This is a genomic window from Salinimicrobium tongyeongense (assembly GCF_026109735.1).
Lineage (GTDB): Bacteria > Bacteroidota > Bacteroidia > Flavobacteriales > Flavobacteriaceae > Salinimicrobium > Salinimicrobium tongyeongense.
Map to the genome: position 1 here is coordinate 2,536,809 of NZ_CP069620.1, position 20,317 is coordinate 2,557,125.

20 protein-coding genes are annotated in these 20,317 nt (G+C 42.9%); 8 read left to right on the forward strand and 12 right to left on the reverse strand.

What is annotated here, in order from left to right:
* Positions 1 to 16 precede the first annotated feature (16 nt).
* From JRG66_RS11190 to JRG66_RS11210, 5 genes are all read right to left on the reverse strand, one after another.
* Positions 17 to 562 (reverse strand): RNA polymerase sigma factor, encoded by a 546-nt coding sequence (locus tag JRG66_RS11190; protein ID WP_265162852.1) that lies wholly within the window; start codon positions 560 to 562, stop codon positions 17 to 19.
* Positions 563 to 915: 353 nt separating this feature from the next.
* Entirely contained in the window at positions 916 to 2,739 is a 1,824-nt protein-coding gene (locus JRG66_RS11195) for an ABC transporter ATP-binding protein (protein ID WP_265162853.1), read from the reverse strand.
* Between the two features lie 10 nt (positions 2,740 to 2,749).
* Entirely contained in the window at positions 2,750 to 4,480 is a 1,731-nt protein-coding gene (locus tag JRG66_RS11200) for a phospho-sugar mutase (protein WP_265162854.1), read from the reverse strand.
* 52 nt (positions 4,481 to 4,532) lie between these two features.
* On the reverse strand, positions 4,533 to 5,492 hold the full coding sequence (locus tag JRG66_RS11205; protein ID WP_265162855.1) for a glycosyltransferase family 2 protein: 960 nt from the start codon (positions 5,490 to 5,492) through the stop codon (positions 4,533 to 4,535).
* 10 nt (positions 5,493 to 5,502) lie between these two features.
* Entirely contained in the window at positions 5,503 to 6,033 is a 531-nt protein-coding gene (locus JRG66_RS11210) for a DUF4199 domain-containing protein (RefSeq protein ID WP_265162856.1), read from the reverse strand.
* Between the two features lie 171 nt (positions 6,034 to 6,204).
* Here JRG66_RS11210 and JRG66_RS11215 point away from each other — a divergent pair, with 171 nt between their 5' ends.
* From JRG66_RS11215 to mtaB, 3 genes are all read left to right on the forward strand, one after another.
* Positions 6,205 to 6,456, forward strand: a complete 252-nt coding sequence (locus JRG66_RS11215) for a type B 50S ribosomal protein L31 (protein WP_265162857.1) — start codon at positions 6,205 to 6,207, stop codon at positions 6,454 to 6,456.
* A gap of 121 nt (positions 6,457 to 6,577) precedes the next feature.
* A complete protein-coding gene (locus JRG66_RS11220; RefSeq protein WP_265162858.1) occupies positions 6,578 to 7,750 on the forward strand; it encodes a GlmU family protein in 1,173 nt (390 codons plus the stop codon).
* A gap of 217 nt (positions 7,751 to 7,967) precedes the next feature.
* Complete coding sequence (mtaB, locus tag JRG66_RS11225) at positions 7,968 to 9,302, forward strand: tRNA (N(6)-L-threonylcarbamoyladenosine(37)-C(2))-methylthiotransferase MtaB (protein WP_265162859.1); 1,335 nt, start codon at positions 7,968 to 7,970, stop codon at positions 9,300 to 9,302.
* On the opposite strand, the gene JRG66_RS11230 is transcribed toward mtaB, so the two are convergent.
* On the reverse strand, positions 9,299 to 9,598 hold the full coding sequence (locus JRG66_RS11230) for an N-acetyltransferase (protein WP_265162860.1): 300 nt from the start codon (positions 9,596 to 9,598) through the stop codon (positions 9,299 to 9,301). The two genes, mtaB and JRG66_RS11230, sit on opposite strands and share 4 nt — an antisense overlap.
* Positions 9,599 to 9,790: 192 nt before the next feature.
* On the opposite strand from JRG66_RS11230, the gene JRG66_RS11235 reads away from it, so the two are divergent.
* A complete protein-coding gene (locus JRG66_RS11235; protein WP_265162861.1) occupies positions 9,791 to 10,495 on the forward strand; it encodes an alpha/beta fold hydrolase in 705 nt (234 codons plus the stop codon).
* A gap of 1 nt (position 10,496) precedes the next feature.
* The gene (locus JRG66_RS11240; RefSeq protein WP_265162862.1) at positions 10,497 to 11,420 is read left to right on the forward strand and encodes a lytic transglycosylase domain-containing protein; all 924 of its coding nucleotides are present in this window, start codon (positions 10,497 to 10,499) and stop codon (positions 11,418 to 11,420) included.
* 55 nt (positions 11,421 to 11,475) lie between these two features.
* Here the strand turns inward: JRG66_RS11240 and JRG66_RS11245 are convergent, their stop codons facing one another.
* A complete protein-coding gene (locus JRG66_RS11245; RefSeq protein ID WP_265162863.1) occupies positions 11,476 to 12,201 on the reverse strand; it encodes a TlpA family protein disulfide reductase in 726 nt (241 codons plus the stop codon).
* A gap of 123 nt (positions 12,202 to 12,324) precedes the next feature.
* Positions 12,325 to 12,840, reverse strand: coding sequence for a DUF2892 domain-containing protein (locus JRG66_RS11250; protein ID WP_265162864.1), 516 nt, complete (start codon positions 12,838 to 12,840; stop codon positions 12,325 to 12,327).
* A 165-nt stretch (positions 12,841 to 13,005) separates the two neighbouring features.
* Between JRG66_RS11250 and rpmH the strand changes: the two genes are divergently transcribed.
* The 3 genes from rpmH to JRG66_RS11265 all read left to right on the forward strand — a co-directional run bounded on the left by rpmH (position 13,006) and on the right by JRG66_RS11265 (position 16,591).
* Entirely contained in the window at positions 13,006 to 13,164 is a 159-nt protein-coding gene (gene rpmH, locus JRG66_RS11255) for a 50S ribosomal protein L34 (RefSeq protein ID WP_083961569.1), read from the forward strand.
* Positions 13,165 to 13,267: 103 nt separating this feature from the next.
* Positions 13,268 to 16,120 (forward strand): carbamoyl-phosphate synthase large subunit, encoded by a 2,853-nt coding sequence (gene carB, locus JRG66_RS11260; RefSeq protein ID WP_265162865.1) that lies wholly within the window; start codon positions 13,268 to 13,270, stop codon positions 16,118 to 16,120.
* Between the two features lie 78 nt (positions 16,121 to 16,198).
* On the forward strand, positions 16,199 to 16,591 hold the full coding sequence (locus JRG66_RS11265) for a DUF423 domain-containing protein (RefSeq protein WP_265162866.1): 393 nt from the start codon (positions 16,199 to 16,201) through the stop codon (positions 16,589 to 16,591).
* A gap of 129 nt (positions 16,592 to 16,720) precedes the next feature.
* On the opposite strand, the gene tnpA is transcribed toward JRG66_RS11265, so the two are convergent.
* The 4 genes from tnpA to JRG66_RS11285 all read right to left on the reverse strand — a co-directional run bounded on the left by tnpA (position 16,721) and on the right by JRG66_RS11285 (position 20,297).
* Complete coding sequence (gene tnpA / locus JRG66_RS11270) at positions 16,721 to 17,155, reverse strand: IS200/IS605 family transposase (RefSeq protein ID WP_265162867.1); 435 nt, start codon at positions 17,153 to 17,155, stop codon at positions 16,721 to 16,723.
* Positions 17,156 to 17,317: 162 nt separating this feature from the next.
* Positions 17,318 to 18,286, reverse strand: a complete 969-nt coding sequence (locus tag JRG66_RS11275) for a bile acid:sodium symporter family protein (RefSeq protein ID WP_265162868.1) — start codon at positions 18,284 to 18,286, stop codon at positions 17,318 to 17,320.
* The gene (locus JRG66_RS11280) at positions 18,286 to 18,831 is read right to left on the reverse strand and encodes an acyl-CoA thioesterase (RefSeq protein ID WP_265162869.1); all 546 of its coding nucleotides are present in this window, start codon (positions 18,829 to 18,831) and stop codon (positions 18,286 to 18,288) included. Before JRG66_RS11280 ends, JRG66_RS11275 begins: the two co-directional genes overlap by 1 nt.
* A gap of 65 nt (positions 18,832 to 18,896) precedes the next feature.
* Positions 18,897 to 20,297 carry a DNA recombination protein RmuC gene (locus JRG66_RS11285; protein ID WP_265162870.1) on the reverse strand — a complete coding sequence of 467 codons (1,401 nt, stop codon included), beginning with the start codon at positions 20,295 to 20,297 and terminating at the stop codon, positions 18,897 to 18,899.
* Positions 20,298 to 20,317: the final 20 nt, after the last annotated feature.

The window sequence follows — 20,317 nt, forward strand, 5'->3', positions numbered from 1 at the left end:
AAATTCATCCAAAGGTTTAAGTCTGTTTCAAAAAATCTTCAATTTTTTTGGTCGCATGGTGATAAGAAGCCTTCAAAGCGCCTTCGGAAGTACCTAAGATGTCAGAAATTTCTTTATACTTCAACTCCTGGAAGTACTTCATGTTAAAAACCTGTTGTTGTTTCTCCGGAAGTGTGGCAATGGCTTTCTGAAGTTTCAGCTGAATTTCATCACCTTCAAAAAATACGTCATTTTGCAGGTTGTCAATAATTTGTTGCTGAAGTTCTTCCGAACTTATTTGTTGCTTTTTGGCCCTGTTGTTCAAATACGTGATGGCCTCATTGGTCGCAATACGGTACATCCAGGAGAACAACTGGCTTTCCCCTTTAAATTTATCAATATTCCTGAAGATCTTAATAAAGGTGTTTTGCAGCACATCATCGGCATCTTCGTGGTTCTTCACAATATTGCGGCACTGCCAGTACAAACGCTCCTGGTAAAGTTCCAGTAATTCCCGAAAAGCCGCATTCCGGGATTCCGGATCCTGGAGGCGGGAGACTAATTTTTCTTCGGAAGCATTCAAAATGGGAGCGTAATTTTAAGCCGATAAAGATAGCAGGAAATCCTTAAAAAACACGAATTGCTGAAGGGATAAGGATTACCTCAAACATCGATGAAATACACAAAATATAGGATAAAATACACAAAATATTTTTTTATATCAATTTTTGTAGTATCTTCACAAAGTGAAAAAGTAAATCTTTTTTGCCCCCGATTTTAAGAACCGTTTCACCACAACTCCCCCAAGTGGTGCGGAATTTGAAAAATGGATGACCTACTCATCCATTTTTTTTTGTTTAAAATAGATCCTACAAAAAGAGAGGGGTTCCAAAAATGGCATTTTTGGAACCCCTCTCTTTTTCTGTTTACGAGCTGCTACTCGAATGACTGCATCTCTACTAATTTCTGATAAACAGCCTTTTTTGCCAGTAGCTCCTCGTGTTTTCCCTGTTCCACGATCTGGCCTTTTTGCATCACCACAATTTGATCGGCATTTTGGATGGTTGAAAGCCTGTGGGCAATCACAATGGATGTCCGGTTTTTCATCATGTTTTCCAGGGCTTTTTGTACCAGCCTTTCACTTTCGGTGTCTAAGGCCGAGGTAGCTTCATCGAGGATCATGATTGGCGGGTTTTTAAGCACAGCCCTTGCAATGGAAAGCCGTTGTTTTTGGCCGCCACTCAATTTATTACCGCTGTCGCCTATATTGGTTTCAAGGCCCTGGGGCAGGTCTTTCACAAACTCCCAGGCATTGGCAATCTTTAAGGCATCAATGATCTCTTCATCGGTGGCATTGTCTTTTCCGAGCCCCACGTTGTTGCGGATGGTATCATTAAAGAGGATGGAATCCTGGGTAACGAGGCCCATTAAATTCCGCAGGGATTTTTTTGTCATTTCCCGAATGTCTATCCCGTCGATCTTAATAGCTCCTTCATTTACATCATAAAAGCGGGTGACCAGGTTGGCTATGGTAGATTTTCCACTTCCCGATTGTCCAACAAGGGCAACTGTAGAACCCTTAGGCACAGAAATGCTGAAATGCTTCAGCACATTTTCTTCTTCATATTTAAAAGAAACATCATCAATTTCTATTACCTCTTCAAAATGGCTTTTTTCAATGGCATTTTCGGCATCTTTAATATGGGTTTCGGTATCTAAAACCTGAAAGATCCTCTCGGCAGCGGCATTACCTTTTTTAACACTGTAGCTCGCCTTGCTAATTTGTTTCGCGGGGGTAAGAATGTTATAGGCCAGCCCCATAAAAGCAATAAAAGTGGCACCGTCAAGTGTTCCCTCAACCAGTACCATATTCCCTCCAAACCAGAGTATGATAACAATTACAAAGATGCCCAAAAATTCACTGGTAGGTGAAGCGAGGTTCTGGCGGTTTAATAAACTGTCTAATATGGTTTTAAGGCGATTGGTGGAATCGTGGAATTTATGCCTGAATTTATCTTCAGCATTAAAGCCCTTTACTATTTTCAGGCTTGATAAAGTTTCTTCTACCAAAGAGAGGAAATAGCCATTTTCTTCCTGCGCCTGATTCGATTTGCTTTTCAGTTTCTTGCCAATTGCCGAAATTATAAACCCTGAAATGGGCAGGAAAACAAATACAAACAGGGTAAGGGTGGGGCTCATGATGAGCATGGCCGTTATGGTAAAGATAATGGTAAGGGGTTCGCGCACCACTAATTCCAAAATAGATAGAAATGATGTTTGCACCTCGTTCACATCGGCTGTAATCCGGGAAATGGTATCTCCTTTTCTTTTTTCGGAAAAATAGGATACCGGCAGCACGAGAATCTTGTCGTAAATGGCATTACGCACATCGCGCAGCACCCCATTCCGAAGAAAGGTGATGAAGAAGGCAGCGAGATAGCCAAAAAGGTTTTTTAAGAAGAACAGAACTACAACAATTCCGCAGACGAATAGGAGGGCTGTGACTTCATCTTCATTAACACGGCGGGTAACCTCGTAGTTGAAGAATTCAACCATGTAATCTTTAATATTCCCCAGGCCGGCCCAACGCGGTTCTACAGCCACTCTTTTGGTCTTGTCAAACAGGATCTGGATCACCGGGATGAGCGCCAGAAAAGACATGGTGCTAAAGAGCGCGTAGAAAACGTTGCAAATAATGTTGAGGATCGCGAACCTTTTGTAAGGGATCGCGAACCTCATAATCTTCTTAAAATAATTCATGTAGGGTGGCTTAAGCCAGTTTTAAATCTGATTTTACAGCAGCAATTTTTTCTGAAAGCTCTTGTTCAACTTTTTCAAATTCGCTGATATTTTCCAACGGCGCATTTACGCTGATGTAGAACTTGATCTTGGGTTCGGTTCCACTGGGGCGCGCAGCCACCTTGGTCCCGTTTTCAGTATAATAGATCAACACGTTAGACTTCGGAATGTCGAGGGTTTCAATCCGGGTATCGGTGAGGTCATAATGAAAAGCTTTTGAGCTTTCATAATCTTCAACCAGCACCACTTTTTCGCCATTGATCTCAGACAGCGGGTTGTCTCGCAGGCTCACCATCATATTCTTGATCTGCTCGGCACCGTCTATTCCTTTTTTGACCAGGGAGATCAATTCTTCCTTGTAAAAGCCGAATTCTTTGTAAAGCTCCAGCAGTTTTTCGTAAAAAGAAATCCCGTTGGCTTTCATTTGGGCAGCTATTTCACAGGCCAGGAGGGTAGAGGTAGCGGCATCTTTGTCGCGCACAAAATCTCCAACCATAAACCCAAAGCTCTCTTCGCCGCCTCCTATATAATTTAGACCGGGATTATCTTTGATCATTTTTGCGATCCACTTAAAGCCGGTAAGCCCTTCTTTATACTGCACGCCATAACTTTCGGTCACTACCCTCATCATGGGGGTAGAAACAATGGTACAGCCTACAAATTCACGGCCTTTAATTTTGTCCTGTTTTTTCCACTGTTCAAGCAGGAACCAGGTCATGACCAGCATGGTCTGGTTTCCGTTCAAGAGCTCCATTTCACCTTTCAGGTTTTTCACGGCAACTCCAAGTCGGTCGCCGTCAGGATCTGTACCTATAACTATATCGGCATTGATTTCTTTAGCTTTTTCCAACGCCATTTTAAGGGCTGCAGGTTCTTCGGGGTTTGGAGATGCTACCGTGGGGAAAGTACCATCGGGTTCTGCCTGTTCTTTAACAATATTTACATTTTTATAACCGGCGGCTTCCAGCACTTTTGGATTGAGCTTTATAGCCGTACCATGAAGTGAAGTGAAGACGATATTCAGGTTGTCTTTGGCTTCCTGAGGGGTGTCAAAACTGCCATTTTTGACAGATGCTTCCACAAATGCCTTATCAACTTCAGTATCTATAAGTTCAATGAGGTCTTTATTGGCTTCAAATTTCACTTCGGAATATTGAAGGCTGGCGATTTCTTCCACGATCTCTTTGTCTTGTGGAGGCACAAGTTGCCCGCCGTCCTGCCAGTACACTTTGTAGCCGTTATATTCTGGCGGATTGTGTGATGCGGTAAGCACGATTCCGCAGTGGCAATTGAGGTGTTTCACAGAAAAAGAAAGTTCGGGCGTAGGGCGTAATTCAGAAAAGAGAAAAACTTTGATGCCGTTTGCCGAAAATACATTGGCCACCACCTGTGCCAGTTCCCGACTGTTTTGGCGGCAATCGTAAGCGATAACCACTTTTATGTCTTCTTCGGGAAATTGTCTTTTAAGGTAATTTGAAAGTCCCTGGGTGTTTTTACCAAGGGTATATTTGTTGATCCTGTTGGTGCCAACTCCCATGATACCGCGCATTCCGCCTGTACCAAACTCAAGGTCTTTGTAGAAGCTTTCCTTCAGTTCATCGGGATCTTTTTCAAGGAGTTCTTTTATGCGTGCCTGGGTCTCTTTATCAAATTCAGGATTTAACCATGATTCTGCTCGTGTTTTTATATCGTAATAGCTCATGCCAGAAGTTTTTTTTCAGAAACAAAAATAAGGATTTATGTGGTAAAGCCCGTTAAATCTCTCCTGTAGTTTCGCTAATGCGATAGCGTTCTTTGTCCCTGCTGCTTCTCAAGATCAATTCGCCTAAAAAGCCTGCAAGAAAGAGGAGTGTTCCCAGGATCATCGTGGTAAGGGAGATGTAAAACCACGGGTTATCGGTCACCAGAATGCTGGGCAGCCCCTGGTAGAGTTTGTAGAGTTTGGAAGCACCAATTACCACAGCCGAGAGGAAGCCGAAGAAAAACATGAGCACGCCCAGGGCGCCAAAAAGGTGCATGGGCCTGCGTGCAAAACTGGACAGGAACCAGATGGTGATGAGGTCAAGAAAACCGTTGATAAAACGCTCGGCCCCAAATTTTGTTTTTCCGTATTTTCTTGCCTGGTGCTGTACTACTTTTTCGTCTATACGCGAGTAGCCGGCGTTCTTCGCAAGTACGGGAATGTAACGGTGCATCTCGCCGTAAACATCAATATTTTTTACTACAGCTTTGCGATAGGCTTTTAGCCCGCAGTTAAAATCGTGCAGCTTTAGGCCAGAGGTTTTTCGGGCGGCGGCATTGAACAATTTTGACGGGAGGTTTTTGGTAAGCACGGCATCATAGCGCTTCTTTTTCCAACCCGAGATAAGATCAAAATTTTGTTTGGTAATAAGGTGATATAATTCAGGGATTTCTTCAGGATTGTCCTGGAGGTCGGCATCCATGGTAATGATCACGTCGCCTTCAGCCTTATCAAAGCCCACGTGGAGGGCCTGGGATTTTCCGTAGTTGCGGTTAAACCTGATTCCTTTAACGCCGGTATCTTCCGCAGCAATTTTTCTAATGACTTTCCAGGAATTATCTGTACTACCGTCATCTATAAAAATGATCTCGTAAGAAAAAGAATTGGACCGCATCACCGATGCGATCCAATTATATAGTTCATTTAAAGATTCTTCTTCGTTGAGAAGAGGGATGACAATAGATAACTGCATTTAAATGTGTTTATACTTCGTAAGGCCTGTTCTCCTTCATGATAAGCCCGGCGATCAATCCTATAATCAATCCTCCAAGCATATACAGTACAAGGCCACTGGCAAAGATAATCCATGGAGATTGAAAAGTAGCACTCATTTCCAATGCATCGTCAATTTGTGCATCGGTCATATTAGGGAATTGTTCTACCATTTGTTCCCTCTGCATTTCAGACATCTGCAGCATATAGTCGGGTTCAATTACCGTAGAGAGTAGAATAGACCAAACGCCGCCAATAATTGCCGCAATAAGTCCTATTCCCACCGCGACCTTTATAGCTTCACCCAGACTAAGAAAACCAGCATTTTCCGTTTTAAATGCTTTGATTCCATATACCATAAATGCTATTAGAAGTGCCAGGGTAACGATGGAGAAAGACCAGTGTGGGGCAATATGGTTGTTGGTGACGTACATAATAACGCCTAAAACAACCAGTGCAACCCCTAAAAGAAGACCGTAATTAAGAACAAATTTGCGTGCTGTTGCTTGTTGTGTTTCCATTGTAATTATATTTGTTGGTTAATTACGATTAGTAAGCAAATATAACAAAACGTTACACTCGTGCTGCTGCTTTCTTTATAGCTGAAAATTAGAGAAGAAATACTTGCTGATTTAGAAAAATTAATTAAATTTGCAGCTCGAAAAAATTACAAGATTTTAAAGAATAAAGAGATGAAGCAGGGAATCCATCCGGAAAATTATAGATTGGTAGCTTTTAAAGACATGTCAAATGACGAGGTTTTTATCACCAAATCTACCGCGAACACAAAAGAAACTATTGAAGTTGATGGTGAGAATTATCCTTTGGTGAAGTTGGAGATCTCCAGAACTTCTCACCCATTCTACACCGGGAAAGCCAAATTGCTGGATACTGCCGGTCGTATTGACAAGTTCAAGAACAAATACGCGAAATTCAAAAAGTAATTTTAGCGTCATTATAATTTACAAGCCTCCTTACAGGGAGGCTTTTTTTTTGTTATACTTTTTTAAAATTTCATGTGTTTTTTTAAAAAACTGTACTTTTAGGCCCATAAAAGAAAAACAGATGAATTATATTCTCTTTGACGGCTCTGCCCGTGCCCATTTGCTGCCATTCACTTTTACGCGCCCTGTGGCCGAAATTAGAATTGGGATCTTAACCATTCGGGAAAAATGGGAGAGATATTTAAACACCACTACTTCTACAATTACCGAAGATTACCTTTCTGAAAAATGGCCAATGGTAGAGATGGAAGAGAACATTATGATCAATGCTTCTTTTTTGCCCACACCCGAACTTGTGGAGCAGGTAAAGAACCTGCAACCCGGCGAAGGGATTTTTCACGAAGAAGATATCGTTGCATTTCATGCCTACGAAGAACAGGAGGTAGATTTTGACGACTGCAAACATATCGAGCTTGAAGGAAAACCGGTGGTTGTGGAGCATACATGGGATATCTTCAGGCTGAATGGAGAAGCTATTACTGCCGATTTTGAACTGCTGGTACAGGATCGTAGCAGTCAGAAGTTATCTCCTACCAACCAGGTAATAGCCCCCGAAAATGTCTTTTTAGAGGAGGGGGCAAAGGTAGAATGTGCTATTTTAAATGCTTCCGAAGGTCCTATCTATATTGGAGCTGATGCCCAGATTATGGAAGGCAGCATTGTGCGGGGCCCATTCGCGTTAGGAGATCACGCTATTGTGAAAATGGGGGCTAAGATTTACGGTTCAACTACAGTGGGGCCGCATTCCAAAGTTGGGGGAGAAGTGAATAATTCTGTCATTTTTGGATACTCAAATAAAGGGCACGACGGTTATCTTGGCAATTCGGTGCTGGGGGAGTGGTGTAACCTGGGGGCCGATACCAATACTTCAAACTTAAAGAACAATTATGCCGAAGTGCGCCTGTGGGACTACGCCACCGGCAGGTTTGCGCATACAGGACTTCAGTTTTGCGGACTCATGATGGGAGACCACAGCAAATGCAGTATCAATACCATGTTCAATACAGGTACCGTGGTTGGTGTGAGCGCCAATATCTTTGGGGCCGGTTTTCCGCGGAATTTCGTGCCCAGTTTTAGTTGGGGCGGAAGCGGCGGTACTACTACCTACCAAACCTCCAAAGCTTTTGAAGTAGCCGAAAAAGTCATGGAAAGAAAAGGCCTCGAGTTTTCAGAAGAAGAGAAAGCGATCCTGGAGCAGGTTTTTGAAGACACTAAAAAATACAGGCGCGATTGATGTTAAACGATCAGTATGCAGTGTTCAGGTGCCCGTTTTGATTACTGTGGTGTCCTATATTTCTGCTAATTGATCATCGCAAATTGATCCTTGATTCAGCCAATTGTTCATTGAATTAAAGTTGGTATCTTTGCAGCCTCTAAAATGTCATTTTTAGAGGCTGTTATATTTAACTGAAATTCTGAAGCCTGGCCTTTAGAATCGTGAATGAGAAGAAATGGAAGATCCCAAAAAAGTAGCTTTTTATACCCTGGGTTGTAAGCTGAATTTTTCTGAAACCTCTACCATTGCCCGATCTTTTAAAGATGAAGGCTTTGTGCGGGTAGATTTTAGCGAAGCAGCTGATATATATGTGATCAATACCTGTTCGGTTACCGATAATGCCGATAAAAGGTTCAAGACCATTGTAAAGCAGGCCCAAAAAGCCAATGAAAATGCTTTTGTGATAGCTGTGGGCTGTTATGCGCAGTTAAAACCCGAAGAGCTGGCAGCTGTAGATGGGGTAGACCTGGTGCTTGGTGCAACCGAAAAATTCAAGATCACCAATTACCTTAACGACCTCACCAAAAATGACATGGGAGAGGTACATTCCTGTGAAATCGGGGAAGCCGATTTTTATGTAGGCTCTTACTCTTTTGGGGACCGCACAAGGGCTTTTTTGAAGGTGCAGGATGGATGTGATTACAAATGTACTTATTGTACTATCCCTCTTGCGCGGGGCATTTCCCGAAGTGACTCTTTGGAAAACGTGCTTGAAAATGCGAAGAAAATAAGTGAAAAAGGCATTAAGGAGATTGTGCTTACGGGTGTTAATATTGGGGACTACGGAAAAGGTGAGTTCGGGAACAAAAAACATGAGCACACTTTTCTTGACCTGGTAAAAGGTCTGGATACGGTAGAAGGAATAGAAAGGCTTCGCATTTCTTCAATAGAGCCCAATCTGCTGAAGAACGAGACTATAGATTTTGTTGCGCAAAGCAAAGCATTTGTGCCTCATTTTCATATTCCGCTTCAAAGCGGCAATAATGAAGTACTTAAGGCAATGCGCCGCCGGTACATGAAAGAACTCTACGTAGACCGGGTAGAAAAGATCAAAGAAGTAATGCCCGATGCCTGTATAGGTGTAGATGTAATTGTAGGCTTTCCGGGAGAAACCGATGAATATTTTATTGATACCTATAATTTCCTGAACGAGCTGGATATTTCTTACCTCCACGTGTTTACTTATTCGGAAAGGGAAAATACCCCGGCGGCAGAAATGGAAGCAGTAGTTCCTTTAAAGGTGCGCAAAAAGAGGAGTAAAATGTTGCGTGGCCTCTCTGCTAAAAAAAGACGGGCTTTTTATGAGACCCAATTAGGCAAGACAAAAACTGTCCTTTTTGAAGGAGAGAACAAAGAAGGCTACATTCACGGCTTTACAGAGAATTACGTAAAGGTGAAAACTCCGTGGGATCCTGCACTGGTCAACACCCTGCACCAGGTAGAGCTGCAGAAGATTGGAGAAGATGGAATTGTTCGCTTCTCTTATGTCGAAGAAAAGGCAGTGGTCTAGATATTGATGCCTACAGGCAGCATGCCTTTGTATTTTCGGCGGTTCTTTCGCATGAATCTCGCAATGGTAGGGCTGGTAGGCATTACTCTTATTTCCCGTTCTTTAATGATGTCCAGAACTTTCTCTATAAAAGGTTCCAGATAGCCTTTTTCCTTAAGCTGATCACTCATTTCAAGTTTGGTCAAAAAGATCTTGCGGTCCTGGTTTGCGTATTCAATCTTGGCTAATTCTCCTTCAACCTGAAGTTCAAATTGACGAAGAAATTCATTGTCATTAACAGATAGCTGAGGGTTCATATGTATGTTTTTTATTAGAGTATCAAAATATCAGCCGTTTTTTTAAGTTATAGAGCTTGATGTTGGCTGAGAGGCCGAAGCCTTCGGGGGAAATTTTAATTAATTCTTGATCTGAAGCGCGTAATTTCCCTTAAATTTGAATGTAAAGTTAACGATTTTTGAGCACATTACGGCTGTAGAACCTGCTAAAGTATGGTGAAAGACCCACTTATCCACGTTTACTGTATGCCCGGCCTGGCCGCCAACCCCAGTATTTTTGAAATGATAAGGCTGCCCGAAGACAGGTTCAAGATCCACTGGCTTGACTGGGTGCTTCCAAAGCCAAAGGAAAGTTTAAGGGAATACACGAAGAGGTTGAGCATAAAGATTGAACATGAAAAACCGGTGCTTATCGGTGTATCCTTTGGCGGGGTTATTGTTCAGGAAATGGCCCAGTTTATAAAGGTGCGGCGGGTAATTATTATTTCCAGCGTAAAAAGTGAAAATGAATTGCCACGCCGCATGAGGTTCGCCCGCTGTACAGGTGCTTTTAAAATTTTACCCACCTCTCTGGTGCGCCATGTAGATGCTTTGGAGAAAATTGCGCTGGGCGATTTTGCGACCAAACGAGCCAAGCTTTACAAAAAGTATCTTTCGGTCACCGATACACGTTATCTCGACTGGGCGATAGAACAGATGGTTTGCTGGGAGAGGCAGGAGCCTTACCCGGGTGTGGTGCACATTCACGGCGACCGGGATGAGATATTCCCTTACCGGTATATTGACGGGTGTATTACTGTGCCGGGAGGCACGCACGTGATGATCATTAACCGGTTTAGATGGTTTAACGAACACCTTGAAGAGATCATCACAACCGGAAAACTGGAAAAAAAGAAAGAAAAAGAAATACATACTTAAAATGAAACTGAAGAATATTTTTATTGGAGGAAGCCTGCTGGTGGTTTGCGGTCTTGGGATCAATGCGGTACAGGATGCGCCCAGTGATGAGAACCAGGAAAAAAAGATTGCAAATGATTATAATGTATATGCTTTGCCCATGCCCGAAGACCTCGAATTTGCCGGGGAAAAGGTGCCGGTAGAAATCCCCGATGTCTACGAAAGAATGGACCGGGAGCTCCTGGTAAATACTTATTGGCAATCCAATACTTTGTTGTTGCTTAAGCGGGCAAATAAATACTTTCCTGTAATAGAACCAATTCTTGCCGAACACGGGGTGCCCGACGATTTTAAATACCTGGCCGTGATAGAAAGCAGCCTTACCAACGCAGTGTCTCCTGCAGGGGCCAGGGGTTTCTGGCAGATTATGGAGAGCACCGGTAAAGAGTATGGGCTGGAGATCAACGATAATGTTGATGAACGCTACAACATTGAAAAATCAACCCACGTAGCCGCCGAATATTTTAAAAAGTCAAAAGAGCGATTTGGGAACTGGACGCTTGCCGCCGCCGCATATAACGCCGGTAATTACGGGGTAGACAGGCAGCGGGAACGGCAGGATGTAAGCGATTATTACGACCTGCTCCTGGGTGAGGAGACCGGGAGGTATATCTTCAGGATCCTGGCTTTAAAAGAAATCATGGAAAATCCGCAGCAGTACGGGTTTAACTTCAGGCAAAAAGACCTTTATCAGCACATCCCTTCTTATAAAGTAAAAGTAGATACCGCAGTGACCGATTTTGCACGCTTCGCCCAGAATTTCGGAATCAATTACAAGATCCTCAAAATTCACAATCCGTGGTTAAGGGAGGCGCACCTCAATAACCGGTCCCGTAAAGAATATCTGATTGAACTTCCCGAAGAAGGTTATTACCCGGCTCCATAGCGATATGGGTTTTGGGGTGGAATCTGAATGTAATAAGTTTCCCTCTCCTTCAGGATTATGGGAAAACTGTTTTTTCAGCAGTAATGTAACGGCTGCTGTTTTCCATTAATAAAAGGGAAATGGCGCTCGATAAAGAATCGTAATTGAGGGCGAAAGATTTTTCGAATTCAATTCCGAAGGGATGGGAGACCTTTCTTCGAATGTCCAGGATTTTTTTACCGCTGTCCAGCAGAAAGGAAGTAGGCAGCCCCAGGGAGTGCTTCATCATTTTTACAACATACGGGCTGTTGTTTTGCAGTTCATCTACGTACAGGATCTTTATGTTTTTGTGGTACTTTTTGGCCAGTTTTTTTGTGGTCTCGAAGTTGTCCCAGAATAGGATGATAAAGTCTATCTGCTCCCCGTATTTTTCTGAAAGTTTATTGAGTGCCGGAATTTCGCCCTCGGTGGGAATGATCCACGAGGCGTAGGTGGTAAGATATACTGGTTTTTCAAACTCGTTGAGATAAACCGGCTTCTTTTTCAGGTTTGTTACCCTGAAATTATCGAGTACAGAACCTTTAAGTCCGTAATTCACCAGAGAGTCGAACAGCTCGTCTGCACGGGCTATATTTTTGTCACGGTAAGCTTTATCGGCGTGTTTGTTGTACTTGGGAAGGTGGATGGCAAGAGCTTCAGAAAAACTTATCTCATCCTCCTGGGCATGAGCCAGTAAGAAGAAAGATAGCGTAAAGAGAAGTAGTAAAGCTCGCTGCATGTGCCGGGAATCCAAATTCTGCACTAAGTTACAGAACGCGGCGTCCCGGCTAAAATAAACTCGTTTAACTACAGGTATAATAGTTGAAATACAAAGCAGGAGAAGAGGAAAAAGCTCCTTGGAAGCGGGGTTTCAAAAATGGCAAATTTAGATCTTTTTCATCTGCTGCTTCATCATCTTGATCTGTTCATCAAGCATATTGTGTTTGTCGAGTTTTTTGGCTTCCTGTAGCAGCATTTGTGCCTCTCTCTTTCTTCTTTTGGTCATGGCGATGCCCGCAAGGTTGAGTTTTGCCATGGCGAGGTCCTGTTTCATTGAAAGTCCCAGTTTCACGGCGCGTTTAAAGAACTTTTCGGCCTGTGTGATGTTGGTTTGGGAGACCATTAAACCGTGTAGGTACCAGTAATATCCCTGTTGCTTTTGAGTAAGTGCTTTTTCGGGGTCCTTTATTTTATCGAGCCATTTTTTGGCTCCTGCAAAATCCTGCTTCCTAAGCCTCAAAAAGGCCATCAGGATCATTTCATTCTTGTAATAGAGGAAAATAAATATACCTGCCAACAGTAATAGGAAAAGCCCATTTCCTATATTGCCTTCAAAAAATTGCCAGACAGCAACAATAACAAGGATAGCAGTAATTATTAATTTATAGATTTTATTGAACATTTGCAGTAAATTTTAAAAACCGCAAAGGTAAGAAAAACAATTGGGAATTATTTTAAATAAGGGTTTGCCTAAGTAAAAACTCTTTGTATATTTGCCCGCAGTTTTAAGAGGAGGTCTTAAGGCTGTTTTTCAAAGCGATTTCAAAGAAGATTAAAGATAATTATCATGAAAAGAACGTTTCAACCATCTAAGAGGAAAAGAAAAAATAAGCACGGTTTCAGAGAGCGTATGGCAAGTGTTAACGGAAGAAAGGTGCTTGCTCGTAGAAGAGCAAAAGGTAGAAAGAAATTATCTGTTTCCTCTGAGCAAAGGCACAAACACTAGATGATAATTCCTCTAAATAATAAAGGTGTTGCTTTTTTAAGTAACGCCTTTTTTTATACCCTGTAGGTTCCTATTTTTACAAACACCACACAAAGATTTTCTCATGCCAAAGAACGAAAACCTCAAAAAAATACTGATTATTGGTTCTGGCCCCATTGTAATTGGTCAGGCCTGTGAATTTGATTATGCCGGTGCACAGGCACTTAAGTCGTTGCGCGAAGAAGGAATTGAAACCGTCCTTATAAATTCAAACCCTGCCACCATCATGACCGACCCTTCTATGGCCGATCATGTGTACCTGAGACCCCTTACCACAAAATCTATTATTGAGATCTTAAAAGATCACCCCGATATTGATGCAGTGCTTCCTACCATGGGAGGGCAAACGGCACTAAATTTATGTATAGAGGCCGAGGAAAAAGGAATCTGGAACGATTTTAATGTTAAGTTGATTGGGGTAGATATTGATGCTATCAATATTACAGAAGACAGGGAAAAGTTCAAGCAGTTAATGGTACGCCTGGGAGTAGGTGTGGCCCCTGCACAAACAGTGACTTCTTTCTTAAAAGGGAAGGAAGTGGCGCAGGAATTTGGTTTTCCGCTGGTAATACGCGCTTCGTTTACCCTTGGGGGGAGCGGTGCCTCTTTTGTACATAAAGAAGAAGATTTTGATGAACTGTTAACAGCCGGCCTTGAAGCTTCCCCTATTCATGAAGTGCTTATAGATAAAGCCCTTTTAGGCTGGAAAGAATACGAGCTGGAGCTGCTGCGCGATAAGAACGATAACGTGGTGATTATTTGTTCTATCGAGAACATGGACCCTATGGGAATACACACCGGAGATTCTATTACGGTTGCCCCGGCCATGACCCTTAGTGATACCTGTTTCCAGAGAATGAGAGACCTGGCTATCAAAATGATGCGGAATATTGGTGACTTCGCCGGAGGTTGTAACGTGCAGTTCGCGGTAAGCCCCGACGAAAAAGAAGAGATCATGGCCATTGAAATTAACCCGAGAACTTCAAGGTCTTCGGCTCTTGCTTCAAAAGCCACGGGTTATCCCATCGCCAAGATTGCGGCTAAACTTGCCATTGGTTATACGCTAGACGAACTTCAGAATCAAATTACCAAATCAACCTCGGCACTTTTTGAGCCTACGCTCGATTATGTGATCGTGAAAATACCGCGTTGGAATTTTGATAAATTTGAAGGTAGTGACCGCACCCTTGGGCTGCAAATGAAATCTGTGGGCGAGGTGATGGGAATAGGAAGATCTTTCCAGGAAGCCCTGCACAAGGCCACTCAGTCGCTCGAGATCAAAAGGAACGGCCTGGGTGCCGATGGCAAAGGGTATTCCAACTATGATGTAATTCTGGAGAAGCTGAAATTCGCCAGCTGGGATAGGGTTTTTGTGATCTATGATGCCATTCAGCTGGGAATTCCGTTAACCAGGATTCACGAGATCACAAAAATTGATATGTGGTTCCTCAAGCAATATGAGGAGCTGTACACCCTCGAAGTAGAAATCTCAAAATTCAGCATAGATTCTCTTCCTAAAGACCTGCTGCTTGAAGCAAAACAAAAAGGTTTTGCCGACAGGCAGATCGCCTATATGGTAGACTGTCTCGAAAGCGAGGTCTACAGGAAAAGGGAGGAGATGGGCATTAACCGGGTTTACAAACTCGTTGATACCTGTGCAGCCGAATTCAAAGCGGAAACTCCTTATTATTACTCCACTTTTGAAGCCGAAATAGAGACTAAAGAAGGAGTGAAATATGTAGAGAACGACAGTAAGGTTTCCGATAAAAAGAAGATCGTGGTGCTGGGCTCAGGTCCAAACAGGATTGGGCAGGGAATAGAATTCGATTACTGTTGTGTACACGGGGTACTCGCTGCCAAAGAGTGCGGCTATGAGACCATCATGATCAACTGTAACCCTGAAACCGTTTCGACCGACTTTGATGTGGCCGATAAACTTTATTTTGAACCTGTTTTTTGGGAACATATCTACGACATCATCCAGCATGAAAAACCTGAAGGTGTCATCGTGCAGCTGGGCGGCCAAACGGCTTTAAAACTTGCTGAAAAACTTGATCGCTACGGAATAAAGATCATTGGAACCAGCTTCCAGTCTCTTGATTTAGCTGAAGACAGAGGATCTTTTTCTAAGCTGCTTCAGGAAAATGATATTCCTTATCCCGAATTTGGGGTAGCCGAAACTGCCGATGAAGCCCTGGCCCTTGCCGATGAACTCGATTTTCCAATTCTTGTTCGGCCTTCGTACGTGCTTGGAGGCCAGGGGATGAAGATTGTGATCAACAAGCAGGAGCTTGAAGCTACTGTGGTAGACCTGTTAAGAAAAATCCCGAATAACAAGCTGCTTCTAGATCATTATCTAGATGGGGCCATTGAAGCTGAAGCCGATGCAATTTGTGACGGTGAAACCGTGCAGATTATCGGGATCATGGAGCATATCGAACCCTGCGGAATCCACTCGGGAGATTCAAATGCCCTGCTTCCGCCTTTCAACCTGGGAGATCTTGTGCTTCAGCAAATAAAAGACCACACCAAGAAAATTGCGCTGGCTTTAAATACTGTGGGGCTCATCAACATTCAGTTTGCCATTAAAGATGACAAAGTATACATCATAGAAGCAAACCCAAGAGCCTCCCGTACCGTGCCTTTTATAGCTAAAGCTTACGGGCAGCCTTATGTGAATTATGCAACCAAAGTGATGTTGGGAGAAAGTAAGGTGACCGACTTTAAATTTGAACCAAAACTGGAAGGTTACGCTATTAAACAACCTGTATTCTCTTTCAATAAGTTCCCCCATGTTAATAAACAGCTGGGGCCAGAAATGAAGAGTACCGGCGAAAGTATCTTATTTATAGACAGCCTGCGGGACGATACTTTCTATGAATTGTACTCCAGGAGAAAAATGTACCTGACAAAATAAGTCTCAAAAATGCTATTTTTGAATGCCATCTTTTTAAGATGGCATTCTTATTTACAGAGGTCTCAAAAATGTGGAATTATGAAAGAATTTATTTTAATATGCGGCGGAGTTTTCGGAACACTGGCAGTGATCTTTGGTGCTTTTGGCGCCCATGGCCTGAAGAAATACCTGGATAACGACCAGCTCAAAAGTTTTGAGACCGGTGTCAAATATCAGATGTACCACGCTTTACTGCTCATCCTGGTGGGAGTGATCTTTCCCTTTCAAGGATTATCTCAAAACTTCATGGGCTGGTTTCTAGTAATAGGCGTGATATTGTTTTCCTTCAGTATCTACGGGCTTGTGTTGTCTTCGGCAAGGGGGCGAAAAATGACATTTTTGGGACCTGTTACTCCACTAGGCGGCCTCCTGCTTGTAATGGGCTGGATCTTGTTTACCGTTAATGTAGCGGGAATTGTGGCCTCGATTTGATCCTGAAACCGTTAAAACGGTTTTTATTTTTATATGCTATTATAGCCCCGGGTTTAAACCCGGGGCTATAGAATAATCTGGAGAGTTTATAATGGTTTAACCATTTAAAAATGGTGACAACTGGAGAGATTATGAATTGAACAATCCGTAAAGTTTCAGAAAATCCTCGTATTCCTGTTGAAATGTCTTTTTTTGATGGTGTGCTTTTTGGTTCTGGATGTAGAAAGAAGTCTTCTCTAAGACAGATTCAGAAACAGAAAAAGCAGCATACCCGGTTTGCCACGCAAATTTTTGAGGTATAAGATTGTGATGGTTTATGTAATGTGAACTACTGCCTTTGATTTGCTTGATCACTTCCGAAATAGATTTTTGTGGATTGAGTAAGAACAGGCAATGAATGTGATCTGGCATGCCGTTTATAATCCGTACTGGGCAACCAGCTTCACGCAATTGCTGATTGATGTGCTGATGAATTTTATCCTCAACTGAAAGCTCAATTAAAAGACGCCGGTCTTTGGTTGACCAAATGGCATGAACCCATATTTTATTATACGAATGCCCCATTTAAAAAAATGAAAATGAAACCGTTAAAACGGTTTTTATTTTTATGTGCTATCATAGCCCCGGGTTTGAACCCGGGGCTATAGGGAAATTAATAAAAAATAATGGCTTTAGCCATTTATCTTCATACCCATAAATAGCAAAACAATTTGGCATCGTCATATGCTATGTAACCGGAAGGTCTTCTCTCTCTGGCCGCTTTCGGTATTTTTCAGCAAAAACGGCAATTACCAGTAGCTGCAGGATGTGGTAAAGCATAATGGGCAGCAGGTACAGGGCGTTTGCTGCAGAGCTTCCGAAGATTACCTTAACCATTACCGAACCGTGTACCAGAGATTTTTTGGTGCCGCAAAATTTGGTTGTAATCTCGTCTTCCGTAGAAAAATTTAACCAGCGGGAAATTGCTCCCAGTCCAAAATAAACCACAAAGAACAATATGCTCACCATTGTGACCAGCTTTAGCAGGTCGTAAAGACCTACACTGCTGAATAATTCTGAAGAAAATGCGGTGCTAAAACTCGAGTACACAATAAGAACGATGACCGACTTATCAAATAGGCTGATCTTTTTAGAATTTTTCCGGGCGAGATCTCCTAAAAACTTCTGAAGGAATAGACCAATTATCAACGGCAAAATAATCTGGAGTACCAGCTTTTGTACCACTGCCGCAAATTCAAATTGGGAGGAGGCTGCCATGAAAAGGCTCATCCAGAGAGGGGTGGCGATGATCCCCAGAAGTCCCGAAAGACTGGCATTAAAAATGGCTGTGGGAATGTTCCCTCGGGCCAGAGAGACCATGACAATAGAAGAACTTACCGTAGACGGCAGGGCCCCCAGGAAAAACAGGGCCAGCCAAAGCGACGAACCCGTGCCGCCCTCAAAGAATGGTGCAAACGCAAGGGCCAGCAGCGGGAAAAAGATGAAGGTAGTGAGTTGCACCAAAATGTGGACCTTATAATTGTACAGTCCGGTTTTAAACTCGGCAGGAGACAATTTTAATCCGTAGAAAAAGAAAATGAAGCCTATCCCCACATCGGTAATGAGCTTAAGCGGCAATACTTCGGGGCCTTGTGGGAGAAACCATGAAATGAGGATGGCAAATAGCAGCGCGGCAATGAATCCGTTAAATTTCACTACACCTCAATTTTAACGTTATAGGTTTCCACGATGTGCAGGTGCTCTTCAGAAACAAAATCGGTTTCGGTAAATTCTTTGAGGCGCACCCTTTTGTTGTCGTACCGCTTGATACTTTTTGCAAACCTGCGAATATCATCCCTGGATTTTAAAATAAGCCCCGGCACTTTGACCGATTGTCCTTTTTCATCTTTTGCAACCATGGTAAAATACGAGGAATTACAATGCTTTAGGGCACCTGTCTGGATATTTTCGGCTTCCACCCGAATCCCGATCTGCATGGAGCTGCTCCCTACAAAATTCACCGAAGCTTTCATGGTTACCAGCTCGCCAATTTCTATGGGCTTTAAAAAATCTACCGTATCTACGCTGGCGGTAACACAATAGGCCCCCGAGTGTTTGGAAGCACAGGCAAAGGCAATTTGATCGAGCAGGGACAGTACATAACCCCCGTGTATTTTTCCGTTAAAATTGGAATGTGAGGGCAACATAAGTTCTGATATGGTTACCTGAGATTCGGCAACTGTCTTGTATTTTTTGGTCATTCTAATGCTTTTGGTAAAGTAGGTTTATAATTCTCCGGGATATAACCGAAGTGGCTTTTATAATGTTAGTTTAACTGGTTCTGGTTTTCTTCCCCGTTCGCGCGGGAAAGCCATTTTTGAGACAGCTTTTGCTTGGGGGAGATCCCCAGGCTTTCCAGTTGATCTATGTCTTTGATAAGGTTTTGCTGGCCTGTGAGTTTTTTCATGGCATCATCATAGGCCGTGTTGGTAGACCGCAGCCTTTTTCCAAGGGTTTCGAGTTCATCGAGCAGCAACTTGAATTTATGGTACAAAGAAGCTGCGTGATTGGCGATCTCCAGCGCATTTTGTTGTTGTTTTTCGTTGCTCCACAAGGTGTCAATTGTCCGCAGTACAGAGAGCAGGGTGGTGGGGCTTACCAGTAAAATATTTTTTTGAAAAGCGGTGTAAAAGAAAGAACTGTCAAGATTTTGAGCCAGGTACAGGGCCGGTTCCACGGGTATGAACATGAGCACAAAATCGGGTGAATCCATCTTGTAGAGGTCCTCGTATTTTTTGGCACTAAGGTCCTGAATATGGCCGTTAAGCGAACGCAAATGATCTTTGAGGTAACGTGCCCGCTTTTCCTGGTTTTCCTCATTTACGTATTTTTCATAAGCCACCAGCGAAACTTTTGAGTCAATGACCATGCGCTTGTCTCCGGGTAAATGCAGAACCACATCGGGCAGCAGTTTTTTGCCTTCTTCGGTCTCGTGGGATTTCTGTAGAAAATATTCCCGGTCCCTTACCAACCCCGACTTCTCAAGCACGCGCTCCAAAATCAATTCGCCCCAGTTCCCCTGGGTCTTATTCTCGCCTTTTAAAGCTTTGGTAAGGTTATTCGCCTCTTCGCTAATTTTCACGTTCTGCTCGTGCAGGTATTCTAGTTGCTTGCCCAGCTGTGCGTGCCGCTCGATAAAATCATTGGAGTTTTTCTCCACTTTTTCCTCAAAAAGTTTGATCTTTTCCTGAAGCGGGGAGAGGATCTGATTGATGTTTTCTTTGTTGATGCTGGTGAATTTCTCCGATTTTTGTTCGAGGATTTTATTGGCCAGGTTCTCAAATTCTTTGCTGAATTTTTCCTGAAGTTTTTCCAGTTCCCCTTTTTGTTCTTCCAGTTTTTCCTGAAGGTTTTTTAATTCTGAAGTCCTTTCGGTTAGTTGGGTGCTTAAAATGTCTTTTTTGCCCCTTATTTCTTCACGTTCATGGCAGGCTTCCAAATATTGCCTGTTGATGGCTTCTTTTTCCTGCTTTCCCTGCTCTTTTAACTGCAGCACCTGCTCCTGAACCTGGACTTTATAATCCTGATACTGATTATTGAGCTGTTCATTTCGCTCTTTTAGCACATTTTGAATGCCTTTGCCCCTAAAATTAGCCAGCAAATAGCCTAAAAGGCCTCCAAAAATGAGGATTGCGAGGCAAATTGCCATAAAAGTGGGATCTGTCATGAGCTGAGTTTGCTCAAAGA

Bases quoted from the DNA above. Each gene is read 5' to 3' on its own strand.
- JRG66_RS11195 (WP_265162853.1), bottom strand. From the start codon at position 2,739: ATGAATTATTTTAAGAAGATTATGAGGTTCGCGATCCCTTACAAAAGG.
- JRG66_RS11200 (WP_265162854.1), bottom strand. From the start codon at position 4,480: ATGAGCTATTACGATATAAAAACACGAGCAGAATCATGGTTAAATCCT.
- JRG66_RS11205 (WP_265162855.1), bottom strand. From the start codon at position 5,492: ATGCAGTTATCTATTGTCATCCCTCTTCTCAACGAAGAAGAATCTTTA.
- JRG66_RS11210 (WP_265162856.1), bottom strand. From the start codon at position 6,033: ATGGAAACACAACAAGCAACAGCACGCAAATTTGTTCTTAATTACGGT.
- JRG66_RS11215 (WP_265162857.1), top strand. From the start codon at position 6,205: ATGAAGCAGGGAATCCATCCGGAAAATTATAGATTGGTAGCTTTTAAA.
- JRG66_RS11220 (WP_265162858.1), top strand. From the start codon at position 6,578: ATGAATTATATTCTCTTTGACGGCTCTGCCCGTGCCCATTTGCTGCCA.
- mtaB (WP_265162859.1), top strand. From the start codon at position 7,968: ATGGAAGATCCCAAAAAAGTAGCTTTTTATACCCTGGGTTGTAAGCTG.
- JRG66_RS11230 (WP_265162860.1), bottom strand. From the start codon at position 9,598: ATGAACCCTCAGCTATCTGTTAATGACAATGAATTTCTTCGTCAATTT.
- JRG66_RS11235 (WP_265162861.1), top strand. From the start codon at position 9,791: ATGGTGAAAGACCCACTTATCCACGTTTACTGTATGCCCGGCCTGGCC.
- JRG66_RS11240 (WP_265162862.1), top strand. From the start codon at position 10,497: ATGAAACTGAAGAATATTTTTATTGGAGGAAGCCTGCTGGTGGTTTGC.
- JRG66_RS11250 (WP_265162864.1), bottom strand. From the start codon at position 12,840: ATGTTCAATAAAATCTATAAATTAATAATTACTGCTATCCTTGTTATT.
- rpmH (WP_083961569.1), top strand. From the start codon at position 13,006: ATGAAAAGAACGTTTCAACCATCTAAGAGGAAAAGAAAAAATAAGCAC.
- carB (WP_265162865.1), top strand. From the start codon at position 13,268: ATGCCAAAGAACGAAAACCTCAAAAAAATACTGATTATTGGTTCTGGC.
- JRG66_RS11265 (WP_265162866.1), top strand. From the start codon at position 16,199: ATGAAAGAATTTATTTTAATATGCGGCGGAGTTTTCGGAACACTGGCA.
- tnpA (WP_265162867.1), bottom strand. From the start codon at position 17,155: ATGGGGCATTCGTATAATAAAATATGGGTTCATGCCATTTGGTCAACC.
- JRG66_RS11280 (WP_265162869.1), bottom strand. From the start codon at position 18,831: ATGACCAAAAAATACAAGACAGTTGCCGAATCTCAGGTAACCATATCA.
- JRG66_RS11285 (WP_265162870.1), bottom strand. From the start codon at position 20,297: ATGACAGATCCCACTTTTATGGCAATTTGCCTCGCAATCCTCATTTTT.